We start from the raw sequence: 5,935 nt of genomic DNA, 5'->3' as shown, positions 1-5,935 counted from the left end.
CAGCCACGCCTCGTACGCCGCGTCGACCGCGGCGCGCGGCAGGGCCGCTTCGAGCCTGTCCGCCACCTCGGCGCGGGCCGCGTCCCAGTCGGCCCCGTGGACGGCCCCGGCGTCGGCCGCGAGCGGGCCGTACGCCTCCAGCCAACTGAACTCCTCGCCCCCTTCGAGCCGTACGTGCTCGAGCTGGGTACGCGCCAGTCCTGCCTGGATCTCGGCGTAGCCGGGGGTGTCCGGCTCGGTCAGCCAGCGCTGCCAACGGCGTCCGCCCCGGCCCGCGCCCCAGACGAAGAGCTTGCGTCCGCGCAGCAGGTCGGTGGATGTCTGGACGAGCCCTTCCCCTCCGGCGTCGAGTGAGGCGATCCATCTCCGCGCGCCGTCCGGCACTTCGTAGAAGTAGTCGGCGGGGAACTCGCCCCGCAGCGGGTAAGTGCGGTCGGCCCCCCGGTGTTCGGGTACGGGGACGCGGCGCAGGCTCCGCTCGTACCCGAAGTGCCAGGCCTCTTCGGCTGGGGCGAGGACGCGGGTGTGTTCGCCCTCCTCGACTGCGATGTTGGACCACCAGTAGACGGGCGCCGCGCGCTCGTGCGGGTTGCGGATCCGTACGCCGACGTAGAGGAACTCGGAGTCGTCGGGCAGCCACAGATCCACCTGGAAAGGCAGGTCACGGAGGCGTTCCCACTCCCACAGGCGCAGCATCTGCCCGCCGTCGGGGGCGGGTACGAGCGCGGCGTGCAGCGGCGCGCAGGAGAGAGTGGTGTGTCCGGTCGCGCCGATGTTCCACTCGATGCCGCCGGAGAACCAGGCGCCGTTGAGGGCGAAGCACGCGGGCTGCAACACCGGGTTGCGGTAGACGAGTTCGCGTCCGCTCGGCTTGTGGAGCAGGGAGTGGACCCGACCGCCGAGCCCCGGCAGGACGGTGGCGCGCAGGTGGTCGTTCTCGATGACGACCGCTTCGACGTCGGTCTCCCGGCGCTCGCGTCCGTACCCGTCGAGGATGCGGACGGGCAGCAGGGTGCGCAGGGGTTCGTAGCCGATCTGGCGCGCCATGTCGCGCGGCATCGCCGCCGTGGCGCTCTCGCCTTCGGGCTCGTCGATGGTGTGCGTCTCGTCCAGGGTTCCCAGCGCCGGAAGAGGGTTTTCCGGTCCCAGGGGGGCGGCGGGCAGGGTCAGTAGGGCACGTCGCACAGTCGTGGCCACGGCAACCTCGCTTCGTATCCGCGGGCCGCCGACAGCTCCTTTGGCCGGCGCCCGTCGACCATGGAACACGGTGAACGGCGCGCTGACCAGGGGCCCTTGGACCGGACCTGGCCGCGAGGCCCCGCTCGCCCGACCTGATTACCGGGCCGCTTCCGGTGCGCCCGGCCGCCGGAAAACGCGTGTACGCGCGGCCCCCGGCGCCGTATCGTCGCTCCCCGGCACGACAGGGCGGACGAGAGGCAGTTCCGGGATGAGCACACGGCACACGTACCGGGTCATCGTGCGCGGCACGTGGGACGCGCTGAGCGACGAGGCGCGCGCCCGGCTGCTCGCCGAGGTGGACGGTCACGGCCTGGCCGGGATGCGGTTCACCGAGGAGGGCTCACTCACCTACGACTCGGCTCTCGTCCACTTCAGTTACCGCTACGTGGTGGTCTCGGAGGCGGAGGACGGCGACGAGATGGCGGCCGCACTCGCCGAGGACCGCGCCGAGCGGGCGCTGCGGGCCCTCGGCTGCGGATGGCGCGGCCTGCGGTCCACGGTCACCGACATGGACACCATGAAGGTCAACCGGAAACCGTCCCGGCGGTGACCGCCCAGCGTTCGTGATCGCGCCAGGCCCCGTCGACGAGCAGGAAGTCCGGCGAGAAGCCTTCGAGGCGGAAGCCCGCGCGCCGGACGAGGGCGATCGACGGGGTGTTCAGCGGCTGGATGTTGGCCTCAAGGCGGTGCAGGCCCATCCGGCCGAATGCGTGGCCCATCAGCAGCCGCAGCCCCTCCGTCATCAGGCCGCGCCCGGCGGCGTGCGCGAAGGCGCCGTATCCGATGGCGCCGCTCAGGAAGCCGCCCAGGACGATGTTGTTGATGTTGATGAAGCCGGCGATCCGGCCGCTGCCCTGCTCGCAGACGAGGAAGCCCACCCTGGCGGGATCCTCGACGAGGCGGTTCACGTACCGCTCGTACGCCTCGGCGTCCTCCGGCGGGAAGAGCCACGGCCGGTGCAGGGTCCTGCTGGCGCGGGCGGCGGCGGTGAACTCCCCGCCGTCCGCGAGGCCGAAGTGGCGGATGAATACGCGGGGGCCTTCGGCGAGCGGGCCTGGCAGGTCGTGCATCGGGCCACCTTAGTTCTTGTCGTCCGACGGGCTCTCCGGCGCTCGCGCCCGGGTGGCGGGTACGCGGGACAGGACGGCGGCCGTCGTGATCAGGATGGCGAGGCCGGTGAGCATGCCGTACAGCGGCGGTCCCGGTCGTGCGATTCCCGAGGTGATCAGCAGGGCCGTGGCCGCGGCCGGCGGGTGATGGGCCTTCAGGACCACGAGCAGGAACAGGGTGAGGCCGACCGCGAGGGCCTGGGCGCAGATCTGCCGCCAGTTGTCGGACTGGTGCGCGGCCGTGCTCGGGTCGTCCCACAGGCCGAAGGCCGCCAGGCAGGCGAGTCCGCAGGCGGCCGCCGAGGTGTGGCCGAGGACGGAGCTGCGGACCTGGGCGGCCTCGGTGTCGGGATGGGCGAGCAGGATGTACGCGGTGGGGCCGAGCGTGGTGGTGAGGAGGATCCACCCGATGCCCCGGCCCACGGCCCCGACGGCGGCGAGCGCGACGGCGGACAGGACGAGCAGGCGCGCTCCGGTCCGCAGCCGTGCGCGCGGGCCGGCCCCCGGGGACTTGTCCATGCGCCTGTTCAGCCCCGGTAGGTCTTCAGCAGGAAGAACCAGATTTCGCTGACGGTGGGGAAACAGGAGACGGCGTGCCAGAGCCGGGAGATGGGTACCTCGCCGGCGACGGCGATGGTCGCCGAGTGGAGAAGCTCGCTGATGCCGGGGCCGACGAAGGTGACGCCGAGCAGGACTTCCCGGTCGAGGTCCACGACCATCCGGGCCTGCCCGGTGTAGCCGTCGGCGAAGAGGTTCGCGCCGGCCACGGTGGCGAAGTCGACATCGACCACGCGGACCCGGTACCCCGCGTCCTTCGCCTCCCTGGACGACAGGCCGACCGCCGCCGCCTCCGGGTCGGTGAAGAAGATCTGCGGCACGGCGAACTGGTCGGCGGTGGAGGCGTGGGCTCCCCAGGGCGCGGTGTCCAGCGGCTGTCCGGCCGCGCGGGCGCCGATGGCGTCGCCGGCGATCCGGGCCTGGTACTTGCCCTGGTGGGTGAGCAGGGCGTGGTGGTTGATGTCGCCCACCGCGTACAGCCAGTGCCCCTCCACGTCGCGGACCGCGCAGGTCTCGTCGACGTCCAGCCATGATCCGGAGGTCAGGCCCACCGTCTCCAGGCCGATGTCCCCGGTGCGCGGGGCCCGGCCCGTGGCGAAGAGGACCTCGTCCGCCACCAGTTGTGTCCCGTCGTCCAGGAGGACGTCGACCGGGCCCCCGGGCTCCGGCCGGCGGAGTTCCGTGACGCTCACCCCGATCCGGACGTCCGCGCCGCCGGCCCTGAGCCCGTCGGCGACCAGTTCGCCGGCGAAGGGCTCCATCCGGGGCAGCAGCGCGCGGCGGGCCAGCAGGGTGACCGAGGATCCGAGGCCCTGCCAGGCCGTGGCCATCTCCACACCGACCCCGCCACCGCCGACGACGACGAGACGCTCCGGCACCGTACTGGAGTCGGTCGCCCTGCGGTTGGTCCACGGCTTGGCCTCGACGGCTCCCGGGATGTCGGGGATCACGGCGTCGCTGCCGGTGGACAGCGCGACCGCGTGCCGGGCGGTGAGCACCACCCTGCCGCCGTCGGAGGTGGTGACGACGACGCGCCGGGGGCCGTCCAGCCTCCCCTGGCCCCGTACGAGGTCGGCGCCGATGCTCCGGACCCCGTCGGCCTGTCCGGTGTCGTCCAGGTCGGTCACATAGCGGTTCCTGCGGCCGAAGACGCCGTCCGTGTTGATCTCGCCCGTGACCGCCTCGCGGGCCCCGTCGACCCGCCGGGCGTCGGCGAGGGCGAGCACGGGCCGCAGCAGCGCCTTGCTCGGGACGCAGCCCCAGTACGAGCACTCGCCCCCCACCAGTTCCCGCTCCAGCACCACGACGCTCAGCCCGGCGGCACGTGTCCACTCGGCGACCTTCTGCCCCACAGGACCGGCCCCGACGACCACGACGTCATAAGTCTCGCTTGCTCCGTTTTCGCCCGATTCACTCATAGGGGCATCACATCACGCGCCGGGCCGGACCCCAAGCGTGGGACCGTTCGCCACCCCTCATCATCCGGATGAGCTAACCGATCGGCGCCGGTCGCTCGATGCGGGCCGCGGCGCGGTGAGGATGACGCCGGAATGACGCTCCGTGCCGGCCGCGCGGCCGGCCCGACTCAGGAAGAGGCAGATGCCCCCACGTACGCGCACGTTCGCCCGCACCCTCAAGATCGCCGTGACCGTGGCCCTCTCGACGGCCGCTTTCACCGTGCCCGCCACAGCGACCTCCACTCACCCCACCGGCGACCACGCCAAGGTCGTGTTCGTCCAGAACGACCGCGTCGCGGGCAACCAGGTGATCGCTTACCGCCGCGACGACGACGGGACCCTGCACAAGGGCCCGGTCTACGACACGGGCGGCAAGGGCGGCATCCTCGCCGGCTCCGTCGTCGACCACCTCGCCTCGCAGGGTTCGTTGACGTACGACCCGCACCACAAGCTGCTGTACGCGGTCAACGCCGGCAGCAACACGGTCACCGTATTCGCGGTCGAGGGCGACAAGCTCCGCCGGCAGCAGGTCATCACCTCGGGCGGGGTGTTCCCGGTCAGCGTCACCGCGCACGACGACCGGGTGTACGTGCTCAACGGACGCAAGGGCGGCTCCATCCAGGGCTACCGGCTGGCGGACGGCACACTGCACCGGGTCGAGGCCTGGAACCGCGCCCTGCGGCTGGACACCGGCACCGCACCCGAGTTCACCCACACCCCCGGCCAGGTGGCCTTCACCCCCGACGGCTCACAGCTCGTCGTCACCACCAAGCTGGGCGGCAACAGCATCGAGGTCTTCCCGTTCGGCCCGGACGGCGCACCCGGCAAGCCGGTCGAGGACAGCAAGGTGGGCGCACAGCCATTCGGGCTCACCTTCGACGAGCGCGACCGCCTCGTCGTCGCCGACGGCGCGGCGAACAGCGTCGTGACGTTCCGTCTCCACGAGGACGGCAAGGCGACCCTCCTCGACGAGACTCCGACCGGCCAGCAGGCAAGCTGCTGGGTCGTCCGCTCCGGCGACAACTTCTACGTCTCCAACGCGGGCAGCAACACCCTCTCCCGCTTCCGCCAGGAGCACGGTGCCCACCTCGCCGCCCTGGGCAACATCCCCACCGGCACCGGCACGGTCGACGCGTCCATCACCCCCGACGGCCGCTACCTCTACGTACAGACAGGCGGCGCGGGCGCCGTCGACGCCTTCCGCATCGACAAGGACGGCTCACTCACCAAGATCAGCACCACCAAGGTCCCCGACGGGATCGGCGGCGAAGGCATCGTCGCACTCTGACGACGCCGATCCCGGCTGTGCGCGGACCGGCCAGGCCCGCGCACAGCCGCCCACGCGGTCGAGTGCACCAGGGGACGCCAGAACAGCCGCAGCGCGGCGGAACCCCGTGATGGCCCCCCGTCACCAGCCAGCAGCCAAGCACGGGGCAGCGATCCCTCCCCACGCGCCCCGCAGGGCAAGCAGCCCGCAGACGGGAGGCCGGAGCGCCAGAACAGACAAGCGCCCCCTCGCGCCCCGCAGGGCAAGCAAGTGGCAGTCGGGGGCCGGAGCGGCAGAACAAACAA

General features: G+C 72.2%; 6 protein-coding genes. 2 read left to right on the top strand and 4 right to left on the bottom strand.

Annotation, left to right across the window (positions count from 1 at the left end; all coding sequences use genetic code 11):
- Positions 1-1,197: DUF5107 domain-containing protein (locus tag QR77_RS35130; protein ID WP_040029201.1), on the bottom strand; the 1,197-nt coding region annotated here is incomplete at its 3' end.
- Positions 1,198-1,447: 250 nt separating this feature from the next.
- Between QR77_RS35130 and QR77_RS35125 the strand changes: the two genes are divergently transcribed.
- Positions 1,448-1,789, top strand: coding sequence for a DUF6204 family protein (locus QR77_RS35125; protein ID WP_040026046.1), 342 nt, complete (start codon positions 1,448-1,450; stop codon positions 1,787-1,789).
- On the opposite strand, the gene QR77_RS35120 is transcribed toward QR77_RS35125, so the two are convergent.
- From QR77_RS35120 to QR77_RS35110, 3 genes are read right to left on the bottom strand one after another with little or no spacing between them, the layout of a single operon-like run.
- Entirely contained in the window at positions 1,764-2,309 is a 546-nt protein-coding gene (locus QR77_RS35120) for a GNAT family protein (RefSeq protein WP_040026045.1), read from the bottom strand. The two genes, QR77_RS35125 and QR77_RS35120, sit on opposite strands and share 26 nt — an antisense overlap.
- A gap of 9 nt (positions 2,310-2,318) precedes the next feature.
- Positions 2,319-2,867, bottom strand: coding sequence for an HPP family protein (locus QR77_RS35115; RefSeq protein WP_052489295.1), 549 nt, complete (start codon positions 2,865-2,867; stop codon positions 2,319-2,321).
- An 8-nt stretch (positions 2,868-2,875) separates the two neighbouring features.
- Positions 2,876-4,324, bottom strand: a complete 1,449-nt coding sequence (locus QR77_RS35110) for an NAD(P)/FAD-dependent oxidoreductase (protein WP_040026044.1) — start codon at positions 4,322-4,324, stop codon at positions 2,876-2,878.
- 181 nt (positions 4,325-4,505) lie between these two features.
- On the opposite strand from QR77_RS35110, the gene QR77_RS35105 reads away from it, so the two are divergent.
- Positions 4,506-5,651 (top strand): beta-propeller fold lactonase family protein, encoded by a 1,146-nt coding sequence (locus tag QR77_RS35105; RefSeq protein WP_052489294.1) that lies wholly within the window; start codon positions 4,506-4,508, stop codon positions 5,649-5,651.
- The last annotated feature ends 284 nt before the right edge of the window (positions 5,652-5,935 follow it).

Source organism: Streptomyces sp. 150FB, from assembly GCF_000818195.1.
Taxonomy (GTDB): domain Bacteria; phylum Actinomycetota; class Actinomycetes; order Streptomycetales; family Streptomycetaceae; genus Streptomyces.
Note: the sequence above shows the minus strand (reverse complement) of the source record. Positions and strands in the feature narration are given on the sequence as shown.

Excerpts from the sequence above, each read along its gene's own strand:
- QR77_RS35125 (WP_040026046.1), top strand. The coding sequence starts at position 1,448 with ATGAGCACACGGCACACGTACCGGGTCATCGTGCGCGGCACGTGGGAC.
- QR77_RS35120 (WP_040026045.1), bottom strand. The coding sequence starts at position 2,309 with ATGCACGACCTGCCAGGCCCGCTCGCCGAAGGCCCCCGCGTATTCATC.
- QR77_RS35115 (WP_052489295.1), bottom strand. The coding sequence starts at position 2,867 with ATGGACAAGTCCCCGGGGGCCGGCCCGCGCGCACGGCTGCGGACCGGA.
- QR77_RS35110 (WP_040026044.1), bottom strand. The coding sequence starts at position 4,324 with ATGAGTGAATCGGGCGAAAACGGAGCAAGCGAGACTTATGACGTCGTG.
- QR77_RS35105 (WP_052489294.1), top strand. The coding sequence starts at position 4,506 with ATGCCCCCACGTACGCGCACGTTCGCCCGCACCCTCAAGATCGCCGTG.